The sequence below is a fragment of the Bradyrhizobium sp. NBAIM08 genome, from assembly GCF_020193935.1.
GTDB classification, from domain to species: Bacteria; Pseudomonadota; Alphaproteobacteria; order Rhizobiales; family Xanthobacteraceae; genus Bradyrhizobium; species Bradyrhizobium yuanmingense.
In genome coordinates this window covers 1-394 of the sequence record NZ_JADYVR010001128.1, presented here as the reverse complement: position 1 = coordinate 394, position 394 = coordinate 1, and the positions used below count along the sequence as shown (strand labels likewise).

Sequence of the window (394 nt, the reverse complement as noted above, 5' to 3'; positions counted from 1 at the left end):
GTCCAGGGCTGTCCCGACCAGCCGACCTCGGGTGGCGACAGCGTCCTGAAGTCCAGCCTCGTCGACCTGGACCTCGGCACCGAGCGCTCGGTCGTCGTGGCCCAGCAGGTCCAGCTGGACGACGGGCTGCTCACCGACCTCACGGTCACCGAGGTCGCGCAGACCGGCAACGCCCTCTACGTCGAGACGTCCTACGGCTCCGCCGCCGGCGACGAGGTGATCGCGTTCGAGACCGGGCGCCTCAAGGAGCGGTCTGCCACGGTCCTCGGCGCCATGTGCGTGTTCTCGGCCGACCCGTGCTCGACGACCGAGATCACCCCCGACGCGGAGAGCTCCTCCGATGCGCCGGTCGAGACGACTACCGCCGCGATCCCCGAGGACTTCCCCCTCACCG

1 protein-coding gene is annotated in these 394 nt (G+C 70.8%); it reads left to right on the top strand.

Annotated elements, in window-relative coordinates:
* Window positions 1-394: hypothetical protein (locus I6F37_RS43795; RefSeq protein WP_225154953.1), on the top strand; the 394-nt coding region annotated here is incomplete at both ends.